The 23,576-nt window shown below is 47.3% G+C and carries 26 protein-coding genes; 6 read left to right on the top strand and 20 right to left on the bottom strand.

The features are described 5' to 3' along the window. Positions 1–171: 171 nt before the first annotated feature. Positions 172–1,623 carry a hypothetical protein gene (locus GWG06_RS28090; RefSeq protein ID WP_160717726.1) on the bottom strand — a complete coding sequence of 484 codons (1,452 nt, stop codon included), beginning with the start codon at positions 1,621–1,623 and terminating at the stop codon, positions 172–174. Positions 1,624–1,910: 287 nt separating this feature from the next. Between GWG06_RS28090 and GWG06_RS28085 the strand changes: the two genes are divergently transcribed. Then, complete coding sequence (locus GWG06_RS28085; RefSeq protein WP_160717724.1) at positions 1,911–2,240, top strand: carboxymuconolactone decarboxylase family protein; 330 nt, start codon at positions 1,911–1,913, stop codon at positions 2,238–2,240. Here GWG06_RS28085 and GWG06_RS28080 read toward each other — a convergent pair. From GWG06_RS28080 to GWG06_RS28065, 4 genes are all read right to left on the bottom strand, one after another. Continuing rightward, complete coding sequence (locus GWG06_RS28080) at positions 2,237–2,761, bottom strand: RNA polymerase sigma factor (RefSeq protein WP_160717722.1); 525 nt, start codon at positions 2,759–2,761, stop codon at positions 2,237–2,239. The genes GWG06_RS28085 and GWG06_RS28080 overlap by 4 nt on opposite strands. Positions 2,762–2,785: 24 nt before the next feature. Next, positions 2,786–3,544 carry an SMI1/KNR4 family protein gene (locus GWG06_RS28075; protein ID WP_127040489.1) on the bottom strand — a complete coding sequence of 253 codons (759 nt, stop codon included), beginning with the start codon at positions 3,542–3,544 and terminating at the stop codon, positions 2,786–2,788. A gap of 137 nt (positions 3,545–3,681) precedes the next feature. Next, positions 3,682–5,877, bottom strand: a complete 2,196-nt coding sequence (locus GWG06_RS28070) for a TonB-dependent receptor domain-containing protein (RefSeq protein WP_160717720.1) — start codon at positions 5,875–5,877, stop codon at positions 3,682–3,684. Between the two features lie 330 nt (positions 5,878–6,207). Further along, positions 6,208–6,666 carry an Lrp/AsnC family transcriptional regulator gene (locus GWG06_RS28065; protein ID WP_127040495.1) on the bottom strand — a complete coding sequence of 153 codons (459 nt, stop codon included), beginning with the start codon at positions 6,664–6,666 and terminating at the stop codon, positions 6,208–6,210. Between the two features lie 122 nt (positions 6,667–6,788). On the opposite strand from GWG06_RS28065, the gene GWG06_RS28060 reads away from it, so the two are divergent. Beyond that, positions 6,789–7,982 (top strand): aminotransferase class V-fold PLP-dependent enzyme, encoded by a 1,194-nt coding sequence (locus GWG06_RS28060; RefSeq protein ID WP_160717718.1) that lies wholly within the window; start codon positions 6,789–6,791, stop codon positions 7,980–7,982. A gap of 155 nt (positions 7,983–8,137) precedes the next feature. On the opposite strand, the gene GWG06_RS28055 is transcribed toward GWG06_RS28060, so the two are convergent. The 7 genes from GWG06_RS28055 to GWG06_RS28025 all read right to left on the bottom strand — a co-directional run bounded on the left by GWG06_RS28055 (position 8,138) and on the right by GWG06_RS28025 (position 14,296). Then, positions 8,138–8,872, bottom strand: a complete 735-nt coding sequence (locus GWG06_RS28055; protein ID WP_160717716.1) for a M57 family metalloprotease — start codon at positions 8,870–8,872, stop codon at positions 8,138–8,140. Positions 8,873–8,917: 45 nt separating this feature from the next. Beyond that, the gene (locus GWG06_RS28050) at positions 8,918–9,517 is read right to left on the bottom strand and encodes a M57 family metalloprotease (protein WP_160717714.1); all 600 of its coding nucleotides are present in this window, start codon (positions 9,515–9,517) and stop codon (positions 8,918–8,920) included. 244 nt (positions 9,518–9,761) lie between these two features. Next, positions 9,762–10,487 carry a M57 family metalloprotease gene (locus GWG06_RS28045; protein ID WP_160717712.1) on the bottom strand — a complete coding sequence of 242 codons (726 nt, stop codon included), beginning with the start codon at positions 10,485–10,487 and terminating at the stop codon, positions 9,762–9,764. 109 nt (positions 10,488–10,596) lie between these two features. Then, positions 10,597–11,319, bottom strand: coding sequence for a M57 family metalloprotease (locus GWG06_RS28040; protein ID WP_160717710.1), 723 nt, complete (start codon positions 11,317–11,319; stop codon positions 10,597–10,599). 105 nt (positions 11,320–11,424) lie between these two features. Then, on the bottom strand, positions 11,425–12,159 hold the full coding sequence (locus GWG06_RS28035; RefSeq protein ID WP_160717708.1) for a M57 family metalloprotease: 735 nt from the start codon (positions 12,157–12,159) through the stop codon (positions 11,425–11,427). Between the two features lie 539 nt (positions 12,160–12,698). Continuing rightward, positions 12,699–13,229 (bottom strand): OmpA family protein, encoded by a 531-nt coding sequence (locus GWG06_RS28030; protein WP_127040516.1) that lies wholly within the window; start codon positions 13,227–13,229, stop codon positions 12,699–12,701. A gap of 170 nt (positions 13,230–13,399) precedes the next feature. Next, on the bottom strand, positions 13,400–14,296 hold the full coding sequence (locus tag GWG06_RS28025; protein WP_160717706.1) for a glycerophosphodiester phosphodiesterase family protein: 897 nt from the start codon (positions 14,294–14,296) through the stop codon (positions 13,400–13,402). 158 nt (positions 14,297–14,454) lie between these two features. On the opposite strand from GWG06_RS28025, the gene GWG06_RS28020 reads away from it, so the two are divergent. Next, complete coding sequence (locus GWG06_RS28020) at positions 14,455–15,588, top strand: serine hydrolase domain-containing protein (RefSeq protein ID WP_160717704.1); 1,134 nt, start codon at positions 14,455–14,457, stop codon at positions 15,586–15,588. A 169-nt stretch (positions 15,589–15,757) separates the two neighbouring features. Here the strand turns inward: GWG06_RS28020 and GWG06_RS28015 are convergent, their stop codons facing one another. The 4 genes from GWG06_RS28015 to GWG06_RS28000 form a co-directional block, all read right to left on the bottom strand. Continuing rightward, positions 15,758–16,306 (bottom strand): hypothetical protein, encoded by a 549-nt coding sequence (locus tag GWG06_RS28015; RefSeq protein ID WP_160717702.1) that lies wholly within the window; start codon positions 16,304–16,306, stop codon positions 15,758–15,760. Positions 16,307–16,309: 3 nt separating this feature from the next. Further along, the gene (locus tag GWG06_RS28010) at positions 16,310–16,780 is read right to left on the bottom strand and encodes an RNA polymerase sigma factor (RefSeq protein WP_160717700.1); all 471 of its coding nucleotides are present in this window, start codon (positions 16,778–16,780) and stop codon (positions 16,310–16,312) included. A gap of 96 nt (positions 16,781–16,876) precedes the next feature. After that, positions 16,877–17,407, bottom strand: a complete 531-nt coding sequence (locus GWG06_RS28005) for a DUF1697 domain-containing protein (RefSeq protein WP_160717698.1) — start codon at positions 17,405–17,407, stop codon at positions 16,877–16,879. A 7-nt stretch (positions 17,408–17,414) separates the two neighbouring features. After that, positions 17,415–18,155, bottom strand: a complete 741-nt coding sequence (locus GWG06_RS28000) for a DUF4184 family protein (protein WP_127040534.1) — start codon at positions 18,153–18,155, stop codon at positions 17,415–17,417. A 163-nt stretch (positions 18,156–18,318) separates the two neighbouring features. Here GWG06_RS28000 and GWG06_RS27995 point away from each other — a divergent pair, with 163 nt between their 5' ends. Both GWG06_RS27995 and GWG06_RS27990 read left to right on the top strand, forming a co-directional pair. After that, positions 18,319–18,843, top strand: a complete 525-nt coding sequence (locus GWG06_RS27995) for a YceI family protein (RefSeq protein ID WP_127040537.1) — start codon at positions 18,319–18,321, stop codon at positions 18,841–18,843. A 77-nt stretch (positions 18,844–18,920) separates the two neighbouring features. Beyond that, the gene (locus GWG06_RS27990; protein ID WP_127040540.1) at positions 18,921–20,171 is read left to right on the top strand and encodes a DEAD/DEAH box helicase; all 1,251 of its coding nucleotides are present in this window, start codon (positions 18,921–18,923) and stop codon (positions 20,169–20,171) included. Positions 20,172–20,324: 153 nt separating this feature from the next. On the opposite strand, the gene GWG06_RS27985 is transcribed toward GWG06_RS27990, so the two are convergent. The 4 genes from GWG06_RS27985 to GWG06_RS27970 all read right to left on the bottom strand — a co-directional run bounded on the left by GWG06_RS27985 (position 20,325) and on the right by GWG06_RS27970 (position 22,807). Then, positions 20,325–20,912: a YceI family protein gene (locus GWG06_RS27985; RefSeq protein ID WP_160717696.1), complete on the bottom strand. Its 588-nt coding sequence runs from the start codon at positions 20,910–20,912 to the stop codon at positions 20,325–20,327. A 57-nt stretch (positions 20,913–20,969) separates the two neighbouring features. Further along, a complete protein-coding gene (locus GWG06_RS27980; protein ID WP_127040546.1) occupies positions 20,970–21,404 on the bottom strand; it encodes a DoxX family protein in 435 nt (144 codons plus the stop codon). A gap of 81 nt (positions 21,405–21,485) precedes the next feature. Then, on the bottom strand, positions 21,486–21,938 hold the full coding sequence (locus GWG06_RS27975) for a MarR family winged helix-turn-helix transcriptional regulator (RefSeq protein WP_127040549.1): 453 nt from the start codon (positions 21,936–21,938) through the stop codon (positions 21,486–21,488). A gap of 47 nt (positions 21,939–21,985) precedes the next feature. Further along, positions 21,986–22,807 (bottom strand): class I SAM-dependent methyltransferase, encoded by an 822-nt coding sequence (locus GWG06_RS27970; RefSeq protein ID WP_160717694.1) that lies wholly within the window; start codon positions 22,805–22,807, stop codon positions 21,986–21,988. Between the two features lie 179 nt (positions 22,808–22,986). Here GWG06_RS27970 and GWG06_RS27965 point away from each other — a divergent pair, with 179 nt between their 5' ends. Continuing rightward, the gene (locus tag GWG06_RS27965) at positions 22,987–23,532 is read left to right on the top strand and encodes a DinB family protein (RefSeq protein ID WP_160717692.1); all 546 of its coding nucleotides are present in this window, start codon (positions 22,987–22,989) and stop codon (positions 23,530–23,532) included. Positions 23,533–23,576 lie beyond the last annotated feature (44 nt).

Here is a 23,576-nt window from a genome sequence, read left to right as displayed (position 1 = left end):
CGGATTTTGAGATTTTGAGATTTTATAATGCAGCGGAGATATTCGCGTAAATCTTTGCTGCATTATAAAATCTCAAAATCTCAAAATCCGAAAATCCGAAAATATTCAAGGGGGCTCCAATTATTGAAACAAATCTCAAATCTCAAATAACTAAATAATAAAATAATAAAATTATTTTAGGGCTTTGCGGTAGATCTCAATTTTAGATGTGCGTCTGCCGGCATCGGGGGATTCAAAGGGTTTGTCTACAAAATTCATCAGGAAGGAGCAGTCGCTGCCCAGCTGTACCTGTGTTACCCCGTGGCAGCCCTGACAGCCGCCCATGCGGTAGCCGCGGCCTCGCTGTACATTGTTTACTCCATAGTTAAAAGGATTGTTGATACTGCTGCCATGAAAATCTGCCAGCGTGGGATCAGATTCAATCACATAATTCGCCAGGAAATAACTGAAGCTGGTGCTGTCGTTCGTAGGGTTGCCCTGTACGCCCACCAGCCGGTAGTATTGCCAGATAGAGTTGGGATTGTTCAGCCGCAGCAGCCGGTGCGCATGGGCAGTAGAGGAATCTACCACCGGAGGAATAGGGTGCAGGCGGTTATACGCCTGGGGTACAGGATTGAAAGGGCCGTTTCTCAGCTCCACATATCCCATATTGCTTTGTTGTACACCCACATGTTCAAAGGTGGCAAAGATGAAGTTGGGATAGTTCTGTGTTTTGTGAATGATATGCATGCCGATGAGGCCGTAGCGCCTGTTCTGTGCATAAACTTTATCACCCACCTTTTGATAGGTGATAACGGTGCGGGTAAAATACAGTGGCTCTTCAGCAGGAAATACAGGCTTCCAGGCGGTTTTTACTTCTATGGCGCCGGTATATTGCGCATTAGGGGCGCCGCCGGGCTTGAAAGCGCCGCCGCATGGCAGACAAAATACTTTGGCTGCATCCGGGCAGTTACAGGAGTTTTTAGCGCCGCGGTAATAGGCCGAATCCCTGGAGATATTGCGGACAGTATTGTCCAGCGCTTCTTTCAGCTGTACCGCTTTAGGATAGGTGTTGAGCAGGTATTCATATTCATCCCTGTTAACTTTGGCCTGATACAGCACCATCCTGTCCTTGTTATAATAGCGGGTATCCGCATACAGTTCACAGGAACCTATTTCATTGTTTTCATCGAGGTTGTTGAACAGCAGGTAATTGGTATTATTGATTTCCGGCTGATCTTTATACACATATTTGGGAAATTTGTCGAAGGGAAGCATGGAGTCGTTATAGGGCCGCAGCTCGGTACGATGTGCGTAGGTTTCCCATACCAGCGGATCATCCGGGTAAGGATGGCCGGGATAAACATAACTCCAGTTGTTATCAGGGTTACCGCGGGTGCCGGTTTGCTTCCAGCTTGATTTCCAGTTAACGGCAAAGAATTCGTTCCAGGCGAAGCTGACCAGTTCTTCCGGTGTGGCATCAGCCTTGAGTTCTATAGGAATGTAGGGGGTAATGTTAATGCCGAAATTAAATTGATGTTGCTGGGGTACCGCGGCGGTAGCAGGCGAATGTGGCTGACGGATAAGCGTAATGAGGATTACGCCCGCCAGGATCATGGCGGAAATGACAAGTGCTTTTTTCATGGCAGACAGCTTTTAAACGTGTAAGGATTATTTTGAGGTTATAAAATGTGAACAGTGATTTATATGAGAAGGCTGTCGGAAGGTGTAGCAGCAAACAACCCGCTTGCGGGCGGGTTGCTGACATATGGATGAATTCCCCTTGTTAATACCGTTATTAATAAATGATGTTTGCTTCTTTGTTATGCTATAACAACCTCGTCCGCTTTTTGTTCCGGATAGATAATTAAATATTTTTCAGGCAAACGGGTGATAAATTACTGGTAGTGGTATTAACATAAAAATACTTCATGAAACATTTATCTGATCCGGCATACCAGCAGCGCATAGCAGACCTGATGCAGGGGGCGCCGCTTCAAAGCAAAGCGTGGATTGCTTTTGATCAATCAGTTGAACATGCGGACAATCACCTGCCGGCAAAATACCGGGAGCTGACAGCCATTGCGGTAGCGGTAGCGCTGCAGTGCCCGTACTGTATAGAGAAGCATACGGTGAAGGCTAAGGAGCTGGGTATTTCCAGGGAGGAACTGGCAGAAGCAGTGATGATAGCCGCCGCCATACGCTCCGGTGCTACCCTGGCATACGGTCTGCAAACGATGGAACATTTCCGGAAGGCTTAACCGGGGTCTTGTCTGCTGGCTTTCCTGAGCTGCTGCAGGCATTTATATTTCTGGTTGTCGGAGGTATGTTTGTTTTTCCAACCCATCTGCTGCATGAGGGTTTGTACCGGCACCCGGTAGAAAAACAGTGCTTTCAGTATACGCTGACAGTGACCGGTGATGCGTTGCAGCCAGCGGCGTAACAATAAACTGTAATTACGTATATCCGGTTCCGTTATACAGGCTGTTTCGGGAATATCAGCGGTAACAATGCGGGGGGTATCCCGCAGCTGTTTCAGCCAGGTATTGCGGGCAACGGAAAAGAGATAGGTCTTTACGGCGGAGGTGAGTGTAAAATCAGGTTGCTGCAGTCTGGTTACCAGTACTATCATGGCTTCCTGGAAAATATCGGCGGCATCTTCGCGGGTGCCGCTGTTTTGTTGTATCCAGGCCGATATGGCCGGGAAACAGGTATCGTATACATATGAAAAGGCAGCGGGATCATGTTGCTTTAATTTTTCCGTCAGCAGGCTTTCGGTCATGGTCGTAAATATTTGGCTGATAGTTTATACCAGCTTTATCGTTTTATCACCCGAACGCCGGAATAATTTTGTGAAGAAATTCTGCCCGCTTTTCCGGGGAATACCCCAGATGAGTTCATCGGGACATTTTACTGTGCCATCCAGCTCCGGATTATGCCTGCCCCAGGCGAAACCTGCGCCTGCAGGCTTATGCCGGAGATCGGCTATCAGGTAGTTGTCCGGCAGTGACAGCGCGAAATTACTCAGCGCCTGGTCATCAGTATGGCGGGCATCTTCCAGTACCATAAAACCCTGGTGAACACGCCATACATCAAATACGGTTTTCTCATGAATGTGATACAGATTAGACTGTACCGGGAACTTCCCGTATTCGTCAATATGTTCCAGGAACTGAGAGAGGCTGTGGGAATGTACCACTACTACCGCCGGATCATGGGATACATAGAACACTTTACCCCATTGGCCTTTGCTGTTAATATCAAGTATCCAGAAATTGCCCAGGCCGTCATGCGCCAGCTGAACAGAATGAGGGAAAAGATTTTCAAAACCAAACTGCCCGATGCCATCGAAGGTGATTTCAATAACGGCATTAAATTCAAATCCCCGGGTAAACCGCAGCAGTTCTTTGATATCAGCAGGTAATTGCCCTGTTGGCAGCCTGCGTGAAATGCTGCTGATTTCTTCCTCGGTAAGTCCATTTTCCGGCTGAATGCAATACTCATAACCATTCTCGTCCAGATAGATTTCGGGCAGGAGGGATTTTAACTGCTCTGTAATTGTCATACGATGGGGTGTCTTTTAATTGGTTAAGCGCTGATCATCTTATCCAACAAATCCTCGTCTTAATGGCATGTTTTAAATCGCTATTGTAAAGATGCGGTTTTATTGCACAATTTCAAAACGGTGTTTTCCCCGGTACATTATATCCTTCCCCGCTCTTCTGTATTGCCGGAGCGCTTCTGCTGCCTGTCGCCATTAGCCCCGAAACGGTAGCTGATGCTCAACTGGTAAAAGCGGTTAATCTGGAATCCATAGAACGTTTGTGGTATACCATTGATATGAGATGATACAGCCACTGCACTGCTTCTCAGCAGATCGTTGGCAGTGAGCGTAACCGTCGCCTTTTTCCGGAACAGCATCGCTTTAATGCCGGCATCCAGCCTGTAATAGGTGTTAGTACGGCCTATCTGCGTTACTTCCGGAAACTGGCACCAGAAATTAAGACTGCCGGCCAGCGTTTTATCTTTACTGAAATAGAAATTATTGTTGGTAGAAACATAGCAGCCATAACCGGAAATATCGCGGATATCATCGCGGGTGGCGTGTGCATTGGTATGATATACTGTTAACAGCTGATTGCTTTCCCACCACGATCCGATGGTCAGCGCTACGTTTTCTGAAACCCCGATACGCTGCGTTTCCAGGTAATTCAGCGGCCGGGTGAATACCAGGCTGGTATCTGCCTGCCCAAAGGTGATGTTGGAAAATCCGTTGTTGGTGATACTATAAAATACACTGGTGGTGAACTTTTCCCGGTAGGTATGCGATACTTCTATGTTGGTATTGTATTCCGGCTGCAGATAAGGATTGCCTTCCAGGTAGCTGCTGGCGGTAGTCAGCGACTTATACGGATTGAGATTCCAGAAGGTGGGCCTGTTCACCCGCTTGCTGACAGAAAACGTATAGTGGTGATCGTTAGATGGTGTAAAGGCAATCAGTAAAGACGGATATAATTTGAGGTATTGCTGCCGGTGAGTCTGTTGCAGGGTATGGGAATAACCTTTCGTCTGCGTCAGCTCGCCGCGAAGCCCTGCCTGCAGGTTCCAGTTGCTGATATGTTTGCTGGCGCTGCCATACAATGCCTGCGTGTTTTCACTGTAATCAAACTCATTGCTCAGATTCCTGTTCAGCGTGAGCCGGTCGTCATTGGCTTTATCATAGTAAAAGGCATTGCTGTAATTGCTGATAAAGCTCAGCTTGCCACCCACCTGGTATTTCGCAAATTTTGCCGGAATATCGGCATCTGCCTTCAGGGTATATACATTGATATGTTGTTTGTTGTCGTCGTAAATACGCGTGCGTCGGTTGGGCTGCAGCTTGCCGTCGGCGCCGTAGCTGTTGCTTTCAAAATCAGAGCGGTCTGTTCTGTAGTAGTTGAAATAATCTGCGTCCAGCAACAGTTTTTTGCCACTGCTGTCCAGCGTAATATCTGAATGTATATTGAATGAGTTGGTAGCGGCTACCGGGTAATAATCAGCATACGTTGTCATTAGCTGCTGTTGTTTTCCGGAAAGGTCATACACCGGATTACGGACATGGTCTGCACCTTTATAGTTATTTTTACCACCCAGATAAGATACGCCAATTGTAGCGCGGGAGCTGAGCCTGTAGTCTACGCCGGCTACCACGCTGAGGTTATTGAAAGTATACAGCCCTGTATCTGTCTGCATCCAGGTTTTCTGCGGATATTGCAGATCTATGCCGAAACCTTCCAGGTGCCTGTCTTTCGTAACATTCACACTGCCGTAGGCAGACCACTTGCCGGTATTGTAATTGATGGTACCGCTGCCAGCCAGTTCACCGAACGTTTTTTTGCCATAGGCTTCGGATACGCCGGGAGCGGACAGTTTAGAAGATAGCTGCAGGCTACCGGAATATCCCTGCTTTTTATCATGTTGCAGCACAATATTAATCAGCCCCGCATTACCATCTGTTTCATATCTGGCAGAAGGATTGGTGATGACTTCAATCTTCGACACCTGGCTGGCAGACAGTGATTTCAGGTACCGCATCAGGTCTTCACCGGAAAGGTTCATCAGCCGGTTGTTAATCATTACTTTCACGGCGCCTTTGCCTGCAAGACCAATAGCATCCGTGCCTACTTTTACGCCGGGAATTTTCCCGATAGCATCCAGCACATCCGTGCCCTGTGCGGTAATGCTGTTGGAGAGGCGATAAACGGTTTTGTCATCAGATTTTTGTATGATGGCGGTATTGCCGCTTACGGTAACTGCCTGCAGCTGCTTCACCGTATCGCGGGAGCTCACCTGTGCAAAGGCTGTATGGCAATAGAAGGATAGTAGTAAAAGGCACGGAAACCTGAATGATATCTTCATGATTAATTGTTCACATATGGCGAATCCCTAAAAATAATCATTCAGGTTAAAAAATTATATCAGAATGTGATCAACGGAACAAGTCAGCATAATCACTGATGAAATGCTGCAAGGTCCTGGCAGGTTTCCCCGGTATGTCGGGAACAGCGCTGCTGGCATGATCTGTTTTTTCGTTGTATGGCTGTGCAATGCAGGATAGTAGCGGGTTTTAAGATGCATCGGCTGAATGGATATAACGTAGCAGCCTATACGAAATATAAACATCCGCATCATTTCGCGGCTGCCTTTAAAAGGAAGTTCGGGATCATGCCTTCACAATTGAAATCCTGATTACAGGGCAATGTTATAGCCTACCTTTACCTTATCCATGACTACGTGCGTGTGGAAATGTTTAACATTGGGATTATCCAGCAGCCACTGGTTGGTAAAAACTTCGTATTCCTTCATGGTACGGGTATTCACAATCAGCACAAAATCATAACTGCCGGTAACATAGTAGCATTGCATCACTTCCGGTGACTGCATCATAGATGATTTGAACTTTTCCAGCGCACGGGAATCACCTCTTTCCAGTGCCACATCTACCACACAGGTAATTTCCAGTCCTACTACCACGGGTGATATAATTGATACGTCTGCTTCAATGATTTTTTCTTCGCGCAGCTTTTTCAGGCGGCGTTGAACGGCAGAGGAGCTAAGTCCTACCTGTTCGGCCAGCTCGTCGGCAGTAAGACGGTTGTTCTGTTGCAGCAGGCGCAGGAGGTCTTTATCAAACTGATCTATGGTCATGCAGTTTTTATGCGTTTAGGCAGTGAAAATTAAAGTAAAAACCCGTTGAAGTGTTGTATTTGCAACTTTTCAGCAGCAGGCAGCAGGTAATTTTGTTATCAAATTAACAGATTATTATGCATATGCAAACGCAATTTTCTACCGGTGAAATAATTTCGCTGAGAAAGGAAACCCGGGGATGTGAACATGTCATACATTTAAATAATGCGGGGGCAGGACTGATGCCCGATATCGTCACCAATGCCGTTACAGATTATATCCAGCTGGAAGCTACTATCGGCGGGTATGAGGCGGCAGCCCTCAAAGCGGAGGACATCAGAGGATTTTATACGGCGGCTGCGGCGCTGATTAATGCGCGTCCTTCCAATATAGCCTTTACCTCCAGTGCTACAGATGCCTATACCCGCGCCTTATCATCAATTCCCTTTGTAGCAGGCGATGTAATACTTACTTCCAATGATGATTTTATTTCCAACCAGATACAGTTTCTTTCCCTGCAGAAGCGTTTTGGTATAAAGATAGCGCGTGTCCGCAATGCGCCGGAAGGTGGTGTGGACCTGGAAGACCTGGAACGGCAGCTGAAAGCCCTGCGTCCGAAGCTGGTATCGATCACGCATATTCCTACCAATTCCGGGCTGGTGCAGCCGGTAGAGGAAATAGGGGATATTGTCCGGCAGTACGACACCTGGTACCTCCTGGATGCGTGCCAGTCTATCGGGCAGATGCCGCTGGATGTAACAACGCTGCAATGCGACTTTCTCAGTGTTACCTGCAGAAAGTTTCTGCGCGGCCCGCGGGGTACGGGTTTCCTGTATGTGTCAGACAGGGCGCTGCAGGCCGGACTGGAACCGCTGTTTATTGATATGCGCGGAGCGGAATGGATAGAAAAGGATGAGTACCGGCAGCGGGCAGATGCCACCCGTTTTGAAGACTGGGAATTCGCCTATGCGCAGGTGCTGGGTACACGCTATGCGCTGGAATATTGCCGGCAGGTAGGAGAAGGCCGCATCTGGCAGCGCGTGAAATCACTGGCTGCCCATCTGCGGCGGGAGCTGGCAGAGATCCCCGGCGTTAATGTTCTGGACAGAGGTCCGGAGCTGGGAGGGCTGGTCACCTTTACCATGAAAGGTGATGATCCGGTAAAGCTGGTAGATCAGTTCAGGCAGCAGAAAATCAATGTGGTGCCCAGCTACCGGGGATTTGCGGTAATTGATTTTGATGAAAAACAGGTGCAGTGGGCGCTTCGCGCTTCTCCGCACTATTATAATACTGCAGACGAATTAGACGAATTTATCAGTAAAGTAAAACAAATGTGAACCACGGTAACAAAAAGAAGGGTGTACCTGTTCAGGTACACCCCTATCCTGTATTATATTCTGATCATGCTGGAATAGATAATGCTACGATTGTCCTTTCAGATTGGTAGCAATTTTCGTTGGACTTTGGATAAGTGCCGGATGATACGCACCCGTTATAACGGGTATAAGTAGCGGATGGCTGCCTTGTCATAATTGGAAAGCATAGTAGCACCTGTACCGCATTCCCCTGCATTCATCAGCGACAGCGGATCTACTGGTGTTCCCGGAATAGCAACTCCCCCCATTTCATTGGTATGTGAGAGGCCGATAGTATGTCCTAGTTCATGCGCAATGGTGCGCTGCCGCTGGGCAAAGCTATGTCCGGAAATATATGATTTGTTAATCTGGATCAGGTTGCCGGGAGCGCCTCCGGTAGGGAAGTTGGATAGTCCGCATACCCCTGGCCCGAGGTTGGCATCCCTGATCAGCACATCATATGTAGCGCCTGTGACCACTGACATATGCAAAGAGGTACTGCCCACAGTATTGTACTGATTCACCGCAAAATTGAGTTCGCTCACCATGGAGGTCATGCTGGCGTCTACTTTTATACGGATGTTCCTGACTAAGGCATTAGCCACTCTGCTGCCGCTCCATCTTTGTTCCGTTGAAACTGTGCCGTCAGGTACCTGCATATCTTTCGGAAACCGGATATCTCCCTGTACAATATAAGCGTCACCGTTATCAACGATGCTGCCGGAAGAATAGCCCATACTGAGAATAAAGGAATATACTTTAGCTGCCTGATCTCCTTTTGCAGGAGTGACAGCATCCGGTTTTTTGTTACAGGCTGCCAGGAATAGGACTGACAGCACAATAATCACGATTGATGTAAGAGATTTTACCATAACGGTTCAGGTTTTAGTAGGAAACAGCAGTATGAAGCCGGTTTATCAAGGGTACAGCCACTGAACAGCTACTTTATCATTAGGTGATAATACAGTAGCGCCGCTGTTGCACTGACCTGCATTCATCAGAGAGATGGCATCAGTAGGAGGGGTTCCTGTAATCAGTAAGCCACCGGACTGGTTAGTGTGCATGATGGAAATGTTATGTCCGATTTCATGTGTGATAGTGCGCTGACGCTGTGCGAAGCTGTTACCTGCAATGTAGGCTTTGTTGATCTGGATCAGGTTACCTGCTGCACCGCCTGAAGGGAAAGTACCCTGTCCGCAGATACCAGCACCCAGGTTGGTATCCTTGATCAGGATATCATAGGAAGCGCCGGTTACTACAGTAACATGTAAACCTGCAGCGCCGGAAGTATTCCACTGGTTCACAGCAGAAGTGATTTCAGCTCCCATGGAGGTCATGCTTGCATCAACTTTAATACGAACGTTCAGTGCGTTGGCTGCTGTCAGCTTACTGCCTGTCCATTTCTGTTCTGTGGAAAGTTTGCTGTCAGGAACCTGCATGTCTTTCGGGAAGCGTACGTCGCCTTCCACGATATAGGCGTCACCGTTATCAACGATGCTGCTGGAAGGATAACCCATGCTTTGGATAAAGTCTAATACTTTATCTCCTTTTTGATCAGGAGTTACAGGTGCATCTGAGTTTTTGCTACATGCTGACAGGATTAACGCTGACAGCGCAATTGAAGCGAGAGCTTGAAGGGTTTTTTTCATTTTGGTTTAATTTTGGGTAATTGTGGATGACGATCAGAAAATATACAGGATAATGTGTGCATCTGCAGAAACAAACTGTTTCCCGTTGCGGAATATTTTATAGCAGTACCAATCAGGGATACAGCCATTTAACGGCATTTTTATCTTTGGGTGACAATGTAGTGGCGCCAGAATTGCACTGGCCTCCGTTCATGAGACTAATTAGGTCAGGCTGACTGCCTGGAATCAATAATCCACCTGCCTCGTTGGTATGCATGAGTGAAATGTTATGCCCGATTTCATGAGCGATAGTACGCTGCCGCTGAGCAAAGCTATTTCCTGTAATAAAGGATTTGTTGATCTGGATCAGCGCGCCTGCGGCTCCTCCGGAAGGGAAGGTGCCCTGTCCGCAGATACCGGTACCTAGATTAGTATCTTTTATCAATATATCATAAGCAGCTCCGGTTACCACTGATATGTGTAAGCCAGGCGCACCGGCAGTATTCCAGAGATTTACTGCACCATTTATTTCAGCTGACATGACAGATATGCTGGGGTCAATTTTGATACGGACGTTCAGTGCATTGGCAACTGAAATTTTGCTGCCGGTCCATCTTTGTTCCGTATTTGCTTTGCTGTCAGGCACCTGCATGTTTTTCGGGAAGCGCACGTCGCCTGCTACAATGTAGGCGTCACCGTTATCAACGATACTGCCTGCTGTATATCCCATACTATGGATGAAGGCCAGTACTTTGTCCGCATTGCTTTGCGGATCGGGATTAACCGGTATGTCTGTGTTTTTGCCGCATGCGGATAGTATCAGCATCAAGGCAGCAATTACTTGAAAGTGTTTTTTCATGTTGGTTTCATTTTGGGTGTTAGTGGATGACGATCAGCATATACAGGATCATATGTGCATCTGCAGTAACAAAACCTTTCTATTGCAGCCTGCTTTTTAGTGTTACCTGTCATGGATATAACCATGCAACGGCTCTTTTATCGCCGGCTGATAGTATAAAAGGGCCGGTGTTGCATTGCCCTCCGTTCATAAGAGATAATATGTCTGGCAGGTTTGAATTAGTCAGAATACCTTCCGTTTCATTGGTATGCATCAGAGAAATGGTGTGCCCCATTTCATGCATAATGGTGCGTTGCCGCTGGGCCTGTGTGTGACTTGCTATATATGTTTTGTTGACCAGGATCAGGTTGCCTGCTGCGCCGCCGGAAGGAAAGGTCGCCTGTCCGCAGTTACCGGTACCCAGGTCAGCATCTTTTATCAGGATATCATAATCTCCGGCGGATAAAGAAAAATGCAGTCCCGGAGCCCTGGAATCATTCCATTGATTAATAGCAATTTTTATTTCTGCTGTCATCGAAGTCATGCTGGAATCGATTTTAATGCGGATGTTCGCTGCATTGGCTACCGAAAGTTTACTGCCTGTCCATCTATGTTCTGTCCTGATTTTAGTATCAGGCACCTGCATGTTTTTCGGAAAGCGCACGTCGCCTGCTACAATATAGGCGTCACCGTTATCAACAATATTGCTGCTTTTATAGCCCATACTTTGAATAAAGGCCATCACTTTATCTGCATTATTTTGAAGTTTAGTATTAACCGGTGTGTCTGTATTTTTGCTGCAGGCAGCCAGTATCAACATCAGGGAGCCAATAACTTGATAGCTTATTTTCATGTGTTTTTATTTTGGGTATTTCCGGGTGAAGCTCAGAATAGCTGTATGTTATTATGATGTACAGGCAGGTTTAACCCCTTTTTGGCATTGACGCGATATGTATTATTAATATAACCACTGAACTGCTTTTTTATCATCAGCTGATAATACAGTTGCGCCGCTATTACATTGTCCTTCATTCATCAGGGAACTTGCATCAGTAGGGGGAGTTCCCGGTATCCGAACGCCACCTGGCCTATTGGTATGCATGAGGGAAATAGTATGCCCCAGTTCATGTGTGATGGTACGTTGCCGTTGCGAAAAACTATGATTTGCAATGTATGCCTTGTTGATGAGGACCAGATTGCCTGCAGCGCCATTGGACGGGAATGTGGCTTGTCCGCATATGCCGGTACCCAGATCGGCATCCTTGATCAGGATATCATATGACGTACTGGTTACCACTACAAAGTGCAACCAGATGGCTTCTGCAGTATTCCAGTTGTTCACGGCGGATTGGATTTCAGCCATCATGGAAGTCATACTGGGATCAACTTTAATACGTATATTCTGGGAGTTAGCCCGCGTTAGTATGCTGCCTGTCCATTTTTGTTCTGTCCTGATTTTAGTATCAGGCACCTGCATGTTTTTCGGAAAGCGCACATCACCTGCTACAATATAAGCGTTACCGTTATCAACGATGCTGCTGCCGCTGTAGCCCATGCCTTGAATAAAGGCCAGTACTTTATCTGCATTACTTTGGGAATCAGGATTAACAGGTATCTCCGTATTTTTGCTGCAGGCGGCCAGTATCAGCACTGTCAGCGTCATGAAAGCAATAACGTGAAAGCGTATTTTCATGTTGTTGTTTATTTTGGGTATTTGTGGAGGATGCTCAGCAAACAGCATGATACAGGATAACATAAGCATCCGCAGCAACAATTTGTTTTGCGTTGCTGAAGGATTTTTATAATGGTTTGCGGATAATGAAAAATGTTGACAGCCTGAAAACGTTGTCAGCCAACAGATTTACTACTACGGGTTTACTGAAGGTTTAAACAGATTTACTAAATGTTGTTTGTTAGTCGGGTTTGATCAGATTTGTCTTATTCCAAACATCCCTGAGCCGGGACTTATTGCGTACAGATTTTGGTCTTGTATTACAATAATACAATAAGCAAATCAAAAAAAGAATTTTTTGAGTGAAAAAATATGAATATAGTTTTCATCAGATGTATAGGCTGCTGCTGCCGATGCTGAAGAATTGCAACAGTAGGGTGTAGCCGGTTTTCAGTGTAGCCGCCGGTTGTGTTAATGGCTTGTTAGGAATGCTGATAGATGGAATAAAAAAACCGCGGCAGAATTACTGCCGCGGTTTTTATTGATGAAGTAATAAGTATTTATTGTTTTACATCATACAGAATCACAAATTCTACTCTTCTGTTTTTTGCTTTCCCTGCCTCAGTGTCGTTAGTAGCAATCGGATCGCGGTCAGATTGTCCCCAGGTAAACATCCTGTCATTATTTACCTGGTATTGCCCCAGTAAACGTTTGGTGCTTTCAGCGCGGCGTTCGGATAACTCGCGGTTATATGCCGCAGTTCCGGTATTATCTGTATGCCCTGTAATCAGGATCTTTGTTTTATCGTATTTGTTCAATACATCCGCAAAATGTGAAAACGTAGGTTTGATCTCATCTCTCAGCTGATCAGAAGAAGAGGCAAACAGCACATTATTGGGAAAAATCACTTTGAGACTGTCTTTGATAATACTTACTTCCGCTTCGTTCAGCACATTCTTCAGCTCTTTATACTGTTTATTCATGTATTGCTGAGAACTGGTGCTTTTTTTGGAGGAAGCGCAGGAGGTCAGCAACGCAAGTACCGCTACAGCGTATAACCAGCAACGTGAGGTCAATAACATTTTTTTCATTTCTGATTGTATTTGCTGCAAAGTTATCTAAAATAAAGATTATCAGCTTTTTGTAATTATTTTATATAATATGTCTGCAAATAAATATGTATTTTATTGAAAATGAAAATGCAGCATGAAACACCAACAGATGTATGCATGCTGCATTTCAGCCCGTTGTGCGGAAAAATTTATTGCTGATAACTGCCGGCAATGCTGATTAACCGGTCAGGATAATTAGTGATAATGCCATCTACCCCCAGGGATAACAGGCGTTGCATATCTGCCGGGTCGTCTACTGTCCAGGGGAGTACCAGTACTTTTTCGGCATGTGCTTTCTGTATCAGCGCGGGCGTCACCAGGGCATGGTTGGGGCTGTAGATATCCGGTGTGAAACCCAGGCGGGCAATGTTTTCTGCAAAACTCTCCCGGTTTCCTACCAGCAGGGCGGTACGTTGTTTCGGGAAGGATTTATGCAGCACCTGCAATGTTCTGATGTCGAAAGATTGTATGGTAACCCTGTCTGCGATTTTTTTTCTGTTGATAACGTCCATAACCAGCGCAACAAATTCGCTGGGGGCAGGGTTATACGTGCCATCGCCATCGGCAGACGACTTGGTTTCCATATTATAATATACCGGTTTGAGGTGGTGCAGCCGGATATAGGCCTCTACGCTATCTATCAGGTCCGTCAGCAGCGGCCGGTGTACCATCATTTTCTCCTGTTGCGGAAACCGTGGATGCGGTTTGGTGCCGGCGTCGTATTTTTTAATACTGTCGTAGGTCATGGAGAATAATGCCAGCGACTTTTCAGTTGCTTTGGGGATATCGTTGCCATCAGGGCGGCGCATAAATTCTGCAGACATGTAAGCATCATGGGAAACCACCACTTTGCGGTCTGCCGTAATGATACAATCCAGTTCCAGGGTGCGTGCTCCCAGCTTTACGGCATTGAGCATGGCAGGAATAGTATTTTCAGGCATCAGGCCCATACCCCCGCGATGTGCCTGCACATCTGTCTTTTGCTGGGCTTCGCCGGCGGTGGCCAGCAGCGTGCTGCCCAGTAATAAAAAGAGAATCCGTTTCATGTATGCTGTTTTTGACATGTCAGTATCGCACAAGATAAGCCATTCAGGCGCTTTTCATATCTCCGGACCTGACGGGATCGTCATTCATAAACAAAATTTAATCCTTCCTGCACGACTTGTCTATCTTCACAACATCATTATTGTGTATATCCTGACGTATGAAATTACTGATAAGCCTGTTGCTGCTGTCAAAACTCGGCACCGGCACACTCCCTGATACGGTGGCGGTGCCGCAGGTAGACAAGGCGGTGAAAACCTTTATGGAGAAGTATAACGTACCTGGCGTATCTGTTGCGGTTACCCGTAACGGAAAGCTGGTGTATGCCCGCGGTTACGGTTTTGCCGATACTGCTGCCCGGCAGCGGGTAACTCCAGGCAGCCGCTTCCGGATTGCCAGTGTATCCAAGTGTATAACGGCCGTGGCTATACTGAAACTGGCGGAAGCCGGTAAGCTGTCTGCAGACGATAAGGTTTTCGGTGCTCAGGCCCTGTTAGGCGTCCGCTATGGGCAATTACCGTACTCCGGATGGTTACAGGAAATAACCGTACGTCAGCTGTTGCAGCATACTGCCGGCGCCTGGCCCAACAACGCCAGGGATCCGATGTTCCTGTATCCGTCCCTGTCGGCTGACAGCCTGATCTCCCGCACCCTTATTGAACAGCCGGTATTATATCAGCCAGGAAAGGTATATGCCTATTCCAATTTTGGCTATTGTCTGCTCGGACGTATTATAGAAAAGGTCAGCGGCCAGTCTTATGAGACATACGTGCAATCCCTTTTACAGGAAGCCGGTATACACCAGATGGAAACAGGCAGCAATACCCTGGCAGAGAGAAAACCACAGGAAGTAGTGTATTACGGGCAGCAGCAGGAGAACCCGTATATCTATAATATCGCCAGGATGGATGCCCATGGCGGCTGGATAGCTACTGCTACGGACCTTGCCAGGTTCCTGACAGCAGTGGATGGTTTTCCTTCCCGCGCTGATTTACTGTCTTCCGCTTCCATTACACAGATGACTACACCGTCTGCAGCCAATCCCAATTACGCCCTCGGATGGCTGGTCAACGTCTATAACAACTGGTGGCATGCTGGTTCGCTGCCTGGAACAGCCTCCGAAATTGTGCGTGCAGCCAATGGCTTCACCTGGGTGATCCTCTGCAATACCCGTACAGATAAGGGCTTTTTCAATGATCTCGATGGCCTCATGTGGCAGGCGGTGAATAACCCGCAAACACGCTGGCCGGATACTGACCTGTTTCAGCCTGTACCTGTCCTCACCACCCATTGATGCAAAATGTGGCGGTGCATATTAACACCGCATATTAAAACGGACACTGTTTCCATGGAATAGTGTTTTCCTTTTCTGAAATGTTATTGTACCTGCTTGCCGTGATTGGGAGCGTAGGTCAGTGTTACGCCTTTACGTTATCAATCATTGTCTTACGCTCCGTTTTTATCTATTGAGGTGTCAGTTGCAACAGGGTGTTGCGCAGCCGGCTTATCCGGTTACGCCATATTCCTGATAAAATATACAGCTGTACCAGCAGTATCAGTACAGCTGCGCCCAGTATCCAGTATTTGAAGGGCGTCCAGCGGATGCCGGCTGCGAAGAAAGTAATGAGTCCTGCAAAACCGGTTGCCCGCGAGAGAACAGATATGATTGCGTACTGCCGTAAGCGTGATATCTCCTGTTGCAGGGAGCGGGTAATTTCCCTGCCGCTTATCCGTGCTGCCGTATGGATATATCCGAGTATGTTGTGCAGCAGCATAAAGGCGATGGCTGCTACCAGTATAAGGTTAAGGGTGAGCGGCCTGGTATGCCCGTCGAAAATATCATAGTACGCCAGCAGCAGGGCCAGGTAGCAGGCGGCTTCCAGCAGCAGCTGATTTCTGATGCCGCGGCGCACCGGATAGCTGCCTTTGTCCACAATGGCCTGCAGGGCTTCGGGAGATCGTTGTGGCGCTTCTCCGCTGTTCCATGCGGTTATTAAAGGATCTTGTGCCATATGTTATAAGTTTAAAATGGTTTTAATCTTCGTCTTGATACGATTGATTTTTACGCCGATGTAATTCTCTGTAACGCCGGTGATAGCGGCTATTTCCTGATAACTCAGGTCTTCCAGGTAAAGGGTGATAATGGCTTTCTCTGCGTCGCTGAGCTGCCGCAGCGCTTTAAACAGCAGCTCCTGCTGTTCTGTGGAAGGTTCGTTCGCGGCTGCCTGCTCCGGTAGCTGGTCGGTATAGGTGATCCGGGGCTTCTTCCGGCGTAAGCCCATCAGGGCGGTATTCAGGGCAATACGGTACATCCAGGTGCCCGGCTTCGCCAGCCCCTGGTAGTCCGGGTAAGACTTCCACAGTTGATAAATAATTTCCTGGAACAGGTCTTCCCGGTCCTGTAAGGTGTCCCGGTACAACCGGCATATCTTGTGAAGTAAATGCTGATGCTGCGCTATTACAGACAAAAACGCTTCCTTACTCATACGCAGCGGTTGTAATAAAATGAAGAATACATTAACTGTAATTTCCCATATTAGTTGCAGCAATGGCGGAAAACTTACAGCGGGAAGCGTATTTTTTTATTGGGTTACTTTGGTGGCCGTTGCCAGGTTGCGGGTAGTAGCCACTACTTTCAGTTTTTTCTCCAGGTAATTATTGGAGAAAGGTGTAGGATCCGGTCTTTTCCGGGCCAGGACAAACACTTCCCGCCCGCATAACCGGTAGGTTTCCCATTCGTTATCCATACCTGCCAGTATACCGGCCGCATCTGCGCCGGCGGTATCCCGCAGAAAGGCAATGTAAATCTGTACCTGTTTGTCCGGCGTAATACCGGGAAACGGATTGTTTTCCAGCACGGCGGCCATTTCCGCCATGCTCCGTACACATACCGGCGCATCAAATCCGAGGGCCTTCTCCAGCGCCTTTTCTATTTTTGTTCCGATAATGGCTGTATCCTTACCGGTATGGTCAAACAGCACATTGCCGCTGTTGATGTAGGTCTGCACCTGCCTGAAACCATGTTGCTCAAATATATCCTTCAGTACCTCCATTTTCACCATCCTGTTACCTCCTACATTGATTGCCCGGAGAAATGCTACATAACGCGCCATAGACAACTTATTGTTTTGATATTCTTAACCACAATACTACGCTGCAGAAACCATAAAAAAATGCCCCCATCACAGTAGCCAGGTAGTCCATATTTTTTCTTAACGGATGCGGCTCCAGGGAATGCACCCACAAAATAGCTGCCGCTATAAGTACCGCCAGCAGCCAGAACAGCGGAGGCGCTATCCGTGGTGGCTTTCCCGCCGGCCGCATAGATTTCGGTATACGGAAGAAAAAATAAATCAGCAGCAGCAGGCCCGCAATAGAACTCAGGTACTGCATCAGGTACCACATCTCCATCGGATGATGAAAGATCCGGATGTTACGCCGGAGAAACGGTATCGACCCTGCGAAATATCCGTGACCATGCGTAAAGGCATCCAGCAGCAAATGAGAAAGCGCTCCCAGGATAACAGAGGAAATCACCACCAGGTAATGTTGCCGGAAATACTGATCCCAGCTGAAATACCGGAAATGATGGATACGCATGCCGGCCCAGCCCGGCAGATATTGTATCAGCGCTGCCTTCACTACATCATGATATAAAAATGTGAGTAACAACGCCAGCGGAACATCATATAAAAAAATTCCCCACCAGGTATGCCCCGCACTGAAATACGGATCCAGCAAAATGAAATATAAAAAATCCGGCGTCATTGTGCCTGTCATCAAACCCGTTACTGATAAGTATTTCCGCCGGCGGCAGGCAAATGGCAACACAATGGCAATATGTGAAATCGTAAACGGCATAGGTACTGCTATTGATAATAATTTACAACAAATTTAACACTTGCTGTCCGCTTCTGACACCATGTGCAAATTGTCCATCATTTCCGGTGTTTTATCCAAGTGTTGTAAGCCTGTCTGCTGCTACATTTGTGAAGTCTTTGAAATTATCTAAAAACAATGTGCTATGACTAACTGGAAAATTGACGAATCACACAGCGAAATTGGATTTAAAGTAAAACACCTCATGATTACGAATGTGAGTGGCTATTTTACCCGTTTCTCCGGAAGCATCCAGACAGACAGCGATGACTTCCATGATGCTACTATCTCCTTTGAAGCTGCCGCCGACAGCGTTGATACGCAAAACAGGCAACGTGATGAACACCTGAGAAACGGCGAATTTTTTGACGCATCAAATTACCCCAGCATCAGCTTTATCTCTAAAAAAGTAAAGAAAATTGATGAAGAGAACTATAAGCTGCTGGGCGACCTGACCATCAAGGGACAGACACACCCGATTGAACTGGAAGTTGTACACAGCGGTGTTACCAAAGATCCGTGGGGACAGGAAAAAGCAGGTTTCGCCCTGAAAGGCCGGCTGCACCGCACCGATTACGGCCTGCGCTGGAACGCTACCACAGAAGCGGGCGGCATTGTGCTCAGCGATGAGGTGAAACTGAACATGGAAATACAACTGGTGAAATCATAGCGCCCCGCCGCTCCTGTGCTGACAAAAATATAGCCTATCTTTGTGGCCCCTGCCTAAAGCGGGATTAATGTCAGCACATGAAATTTGAACAGTACAATATTTCTAAGGAAATAAAGGACAGCCTGGCCGAACTCGGCTTCAAACGTCCTACAGATATACAGTTTAAAGCCATTCCATCTATCCTTCAGGGAGATGATGTAATGGCTATTGCCCAGACCGGAACCGGCAAAACCGCCGCTTTCGCCATCCCGCTGCTGCACCGCCTGCAAATGCAGGACCTGCGTTTCAATAAACGTAAATATGAGGTAAAATGCCTCGTGATGGTGCCTACACGCGAACTGGCGATCCAGATTGCAGAAGTGTTCCAGCAGATCGGACAATACACCGACCTGAGCATCCTGGCGCTGGTAGGCGGCGTGGACCAGGGCCCCCAGATCAAAATCCTGGAAAAAGGGGTGGATGTACTGATTGCCACACCCGGCCGTATGTTCGATCAGCTGAACCAGCAACACCTGGACCTCTCCAAAGTGCAGACCCTGGTGCTCGATGAAGCGGACCATATGCTGGATCTGGGGTTTATCCGCGATATCCGCGATGTCATCAAACATATTCCCCGTAATCACCAGACATTATTTTTCTCCGCCACCCTCGATAAAGATATCAAGGACCTCGCTTATTCCGTCGTGAATAACCCGATCCGTATCCAGATTTCTCCGCAGGACCCCGTTTCCAAAAATGTGAGCCACGCAGTAGCCTACGTGGAAATGGATGATAAGCGCTTCTTCCTGGAAAGACTGGTAAAGGAATTCTCCGGAAATAAAATCCTGGTATTTGTACGTACCAAAGTACGCGCAGAACGCGTAGCTGCCGCCATGGAAAGAGTAGGGATCAAAAGCCTGACCATGCACGGCGGAAAAGAACAGGACGACCGCCTTCATGTCATGGACGAATTCAAGAAGGGCGATGTCAAACTCCTCATCACCACAGATGTGAACGCCCGTGGTATCGATATTCCCAACGTGGAATACGTGGTCAACTACGACCTGCCCGATGTTCCCGAAAATTATGTACACCGCGTGGGCCGTACCGGCCGCGGCGTACAGAAAGGACAAGCCGTTTCCTTCTGCAGCACCGAAGAAAAACCCCTGCTGGACGCCATCCAGCAATTCATCGGCAAGCCCGTTCACGAAATGAAAATCGATAAGAACGACTACCGCGAAACCATCAGCTTCTCCGAAGATATACCGAATGATAACTGGCAACTGTTGTTAGATGAACATAATAAAGAGCAGGAGCAGTTGAAGAAAAAGAAGAAACGGAAGGGTTAATAAATAATTACGAATTGCGAATTACGAATTACGAATGTAGCCCGAAGATAAAAGCGAAGACCAGAGCATATACTTAAAGTATAATCGCTCTGGTCTTCGCTTTTATCTTCGGGCTACATTCGTAATTCGTAATTCGCAATTCGTAATTATTTATTAGCCCTTCACAATCTCCGCATCCACCTGTATATCTACAACGGGTGCTACAGCGTAGACGCCTGAAGGTAATTTGTCAGCATATTTTACGCCGAAGTCCAGCCGGTTGATCCTGCCTTTGATGGTAAAACCTGCTCTCCACAGTCCCCATGGATCTCTTACTACACCATTGTAGGTAACGTCGAAGGTTACACGTTTGGTAGTGTTGCGGATGGTTACATCAGCGAGCATGGCGTATTTGTTTCCGCTCAGTTTTTTGAAGGAAACGCTTTTAACTTTAATATCCGGGAATTGAGCTGCGTTGAAGAAGTCATCTGTTTTCAGGTGGCCGTCGCGCTGTTCTACGCCGGTGCTGATGCTGTTAACATCTGCGGTGAAATCTATTTTCGCGTTCTGGAAGTTGGTGCTGTCAGCGGTTTCAACGGTGCCGTTGAATTTGGCAAAGTGACCGTTTACATAATTGATACCGAGGTGTTTCACGCTGAAACCAACGTGGGTGTGAGCCGGGTCAACACCCCATTTTACCTGTGCAAAACCTGTGATGCCGGCTAATACCAGGAGTAAGGTAGAAAATAATGCTTTCTTCATGTCTGAAAGTGTTAAAAATGAAATGATAGTAATTAAGCAGTTGATGATGTCGTTGTATTATCTGGTCAGCATACGGTCAACGGACCAGCGGCCGGCGCCTTTGATGATCAGCGCGATGTTGATGCCGATTACCAGCAGGTGATATTCAAATCCTTCACCGGCCTGTGTGCCGCCCCAGTTCATGAAGAAGCCGTTGGCTGCATGCATCGAGGTAGCTACCAGCATGATGATGGTGAGCATACCTGCCCAGAAGCGGGTGGTGAATCCGAGAAGTATCAGCACGGAGCCGATGCTTTCCGTGAGGATTACCAGGAAGGCGAGGAATGCAGGGGTACCGGTGGAGGTAAAGTAGTTCATGGTAGCTTTAAAGCCATATCCGCCGAACATGCCAAGCAGTTTCTGAGCGCCGTGCGGTAACATAACCAGGGCCAGCGTTACCCGGATAATGAATGATGTTATGCTGTCGTCTGTCTGTAATAAACGTTTGAACATAGATGTGTGTTTAAAATGATGAGTGTAAGTTTGTTGTAAGTGGTTACAATTATTGTATATACAATTGTTAGGGCAAAAAAATCAGCTGCGGAGCTTATCCAGAATATGATTTAAGGTAGCAGCTTCATCAGGAGTTATCTTTTTAGTGATTTCCAGGTGGTTCCTGCTCATCAGCGGATCCAGCGTATCCAGCAGGGATAAGCCTTTTTCTGTGATGGCAATTTCCACCTTGCGCCTGTTTTCTTCACATTGCGTACGGGTAAGCAGCCCTTTCTGCCGCAGTTTCTCCACCAGCCGGGTGGCATTGCTCATCCTGTCCATCATCCGCTCCTGTATGTCCAGCAGATTCAGCGGCCGGGGATTGCTCCCCCGCAGGATCCGCAGTACATTATATTGCTGGGAGGACAGATCAAATTCCTTCAGTACATGCGCAATGGCCAATTCCAGCCAGTTCGCCGTAAATATTACGTTTAACATAGCTTTTTGGTATTCGTCCTTAAACCTGGCCTGTTTCAGCTCTTCTTCCAGTCTCATAAATGTATTTACTACTATTGTATATACAACAAAGGTAGATACATTTTTTATTCTTCCAAATTTTTTTCTGGAATTAATGTGGAAAAGATGATATTCCTGGCTTTCAGGATTTCCATATCATCCATCACCCGGGACTTCATAAACGGCTGTATCAGCCTGTCCAGCCCATACCGGCCGGCGCCGGCAAGCAGTGCAAACAGCCACCTGCCCGGCCTGTGCGCTGTCAGTAAATGATACCCCTTCAGGGAATAGACCTGCAGCCCGTATTTATCTGCAATTATCTGCAAGGCCCTGGGCGTATAAAAAGATATGTGCTGCCCGTGCTCTGTGGCATAATACCACCACTGCCCCACCGGTGGCGCAGGTTCCGGTATCAGCTGCGTGGAAAAGAACACATTCCGCGATATTGCCAGTATGCGCTCGATCTCCGCCAGGGGATTTTCAAAATGCTCAAAGCTCTCAAATGCGGTCACCAGCTCTATTTCATCTCCGGGATGATACTCAAATCCTTTTGCCAGCAGGTTCTCCGTGTAAAGATCATGCGTGTAGAAATCAAACCCGTAGTTACGCATCAGCCGCGTAAACAGCCCGTAGCCCCCGGCATAGTCCAGGAATTTTTTCTTCCGGTCAAAAAGAAAGAAAATCAGGGCTGCCGCAGACCGTGCCGCCAGCAGGTTCCTTCTGACAAGGCCGGTGTCCGTAGCATTGATAGGTATCGCATAGGCTTCCTCCAGCCAGTAGGGCTGCTCTGTCTGAACAAAACCGCAATTTCTGCAGGCATAGTATTTTACCCGGTATTTATTCAGCACAGTACCCGAAAAAACAAATCCGGAGATATGGTTACATATTTTACAGGAAACTTCACCCATTATTAAATAATTACGTGCTATTCCTTCTAACACTATTCGCGGGTTACGGTTCATTAATTTCCTGCTAAAAAAAAGTTTTTTCTGCCGGCCGGAAAATTTTTTAAACCCTGCTGACATACAGCTGTCACTTCCCCTTGCTTTCTTTGTATCATCAAACTGAAACATAAAACTGAAACACTATGATACTCACAGCAACTACTTCCGGCAACACTACCCTGACTGAAATGGTAAAAGAATACACCGCCTATAACCTCTGGGCCAACAAAGCCCTGGTAGAATGGCTCCGTACCCACGATGCCGCCCTGCTCGAAAAGGAAGTGCCGTCCAGCTTCTCTTCCATCAAAGCTACCCTCCACCACATCTATACCACCGAAAACTGGTGGCTGAGCAACCTCCGCAATGAAAATCCCCAGCTGGAGTACGGCGCTGTTTTCACCGGTACCGTTGCTGAAGCGCTCAGCGAAGTGCTGGCCGTATCAACAGAACTGAATGAACTGGTCCGGAATTATTCGGCCGAAGAACTGGAAGAAACCTGTGAAGTAGTGATTCCCTTTACCGGCACCTTCGATATTCCCCGCGCCCAGATCATCAACCATATTATGTGCCACTCCATCTACCACCGCGGACAGGTAGTAACCATCGGAAGAAATGTGGGGGTTACAGGCGCGCAGAATACGGATTATATGTATTATCAGCTGCTGGGGAAAGGAGAACAGGTGGGATAATTACGAATTACGAATTGCGAATTACGAATGTAGAAGCGGAGAGC

This window comes from Chitinophaga solisilvae (assembly GCF_009928525.1).
Classification (GTDB): domain Bacteria; phylum Bacteroidota; class Bacteroidia; order Chitinophagales; family Chitinophagaceae; genus Chitinophaga; species Chitinophaga solisilvae.
Note: the sequence above shows the minus strand (reverse complement) of the source record. Positions and strands in the feature narration are given on the sequence as shown.